Here is a 1,933-nt window from a genome sequence, read left to right as displayed (position 1 = left end):
GGCGACAACACCACTTTCCTGGCCGTGGACGAAGGCTGATTTGGCCAAAATCCACATCTCGTCGTTGGTTTTGAGAGGAATTGATTAACCAACTTTGTCCATATTTTGAAGCAATCGGCAACCAACTACAGACGCGGCAAACGCGTCGGGGACCACCTGGGATCACTCACAGAATGGTCGTCGCGGCTCTCAAGGCCACGTACGGGGAAACCGATTGAAGCGAGATTGGTTGCATGGCGTTGTTGAGTACACACAAAAAAAACCGGGGACAGCGTGAGGGCGGCGAGTTCGTCGATGCTCCACGTTCCCCTTCCTTCAACGCTGGCCGGGTGGCCCGCTGGGTCGCGCTGCCTTGCGTCAGCACCGCCATCGGCCTTTGGTTGATCGGCACCATGGCTGGCCTCAGTTCCGTCGGCGCCTCTCTATCGGCAACTTCGGTTGGCCTGCCCCAGACACTGTCGACACCGGGATCGCTCGCACTTGCCGATCCGCTGAAACAGCACTTTTTGAAAGCACCCTTCGTGCTGGCCAACGCCAATGGCGGCACTCAGGCCCTGCATGATCATTCGGTGCAGTGCGGCGCCAGCTGTTTCAAGCTGGCCAGGGTAAGCGCGCGGGCGGAAAAATCCGAACGCCTTGTAGCGCAGGCAAAGCCGATGCCCGCCGCCGTGAAGTCGAAGGCGCAGGAGCGCTTCGAACGCATGGAAGCGTCGCTTTCGCCGATGAAGCTGGCCGCTGCCTTTGCCGACGCCGGACAGCCTGCCGCCAGTGCCAACACCCGCCCGGTGATCTCCACCGTCGCACCGCGAATTGCCGAGGCGTCGTTGGTGCCCTCCGTCCAGGTCACAGCCAGCCTGTCCGATAACATGCCAGTTCCGGCGGCCGAACGTTTCGCCCGGCTGGATACCGACTCGGTGGTCGTGCAGACCGCACCGCCGCCGATGGGTTTTGCCCAATCCGGTACGCCAGACAATTCGCAGTTGGCGCTTGCTCTGGTGCAGTCCCTGCCGGCCGACGACGAGGCGTTCGCCTCACCGCTGCCGATCGAGGAATCGTCAGCCGATGTCGTGGTTTCACCCGTCGAAACCCAGCAGGATCAACCCGGCGATGCCGCCGCGCTGCCGGACGCTCTGACCGACGACGTGCCGTTGCCGACCCGGCGTCCGCAATTCGACGCGCCGCAGCCCAAAGTGGTCCAGCAGGAGCCTAAGTCCGTCCAGCAGCCGAAATCCGTTCAGCAGCCGAAGCCGGCACGCGAGACGGTCCAGCAGGCCCAGCCGGCAAAACCGACGCGGCAAGGCCGGCCGGCCGATGGCGGCGATGTGCTGGCCTATGCCAAGCCCGACACCCCGTCGGGCGGCCTTGGCAAGGCGTTCAGGAACCTCTTCAACTCGCCAGCCGCCAGGAGCGGAGCCGGCAATGGCGTCGCCGTGTACGACATCAGCAGCGCGACCGTCTACATGCCTGACGGCTCGAGGCTCGAGGCGCATTCAGGCATCGGCGCCATGGCGGACCAGCCGCGTTATGCCGACCAGAAGAATCGCGGACCGACGCCGCCCAACACCTACAATCTGTCGATGCGCGAGTCGCGCTTCCACGGAGTGGAGGCCTTGCGCCTGACACCGGTCGATGGCCGCAACAAATACAATCGCAACGGCCTGCTGGCCCATACCTACCTGCTCCGGGGCCGCTACGCCCAGTCGAGCGGCTGCGTCGCCTTCAAGGACTATGCGCGCTTCCTCGCCGCTTTCAAGAAGGGCAAAATCAAACGCCTCGTCGTGGTGCCGCGCCTGAACGGGTCGGCGACGCAGGTCGCATCAGCCGCCAGGGGCGTGTAACGACAAGAGCTTTCGGGCGCCTTCCCGCTGCTCCTGACAGCCTGCTGTCAGGAGCAGCGCTGTCCGGCACGCCTCTCCCCACCGCGCTCTTTCCA

The 1,933-nt window shown here is 64.1% G+C and carries 1 protein-coding gene; it reads left to right on the top strand.

The features are described from left to right. Window positions 1-233: 233 nt before the first annotated feature. On the top strand, window positions 234-1,838 hold the full coding sequence (locus EN879_RS33835; RefSeq protein ID WP_127274604.1) for a DUF2778 domain-containing protein: 1,605 nt from the start codon (window positions 234-236) through the stop codon (window positions 1,836-1,838). The last annotated feature ends 95 nt before the right edge of the window (window positions 1,839-1,933 follow it).

The sequence above is a fragment of the Mesorhizobium sp. M7A.F.Ca.AU.002.02.1.1 genome (assembly GCF_003998535.1).
Taxonomy (GTDB): domain Bacteria; phylum Pseudomonadota; class Alphaproteobacteria; order Rhizobiales; family Rhizobiaceae; genus Mesorhizobium; species Mesorhizobium ciceri.
Note: the sequence above shows the minus strand (reverse complement) of the source record. Positions and strands in the feature narration are given on the sequence as shown.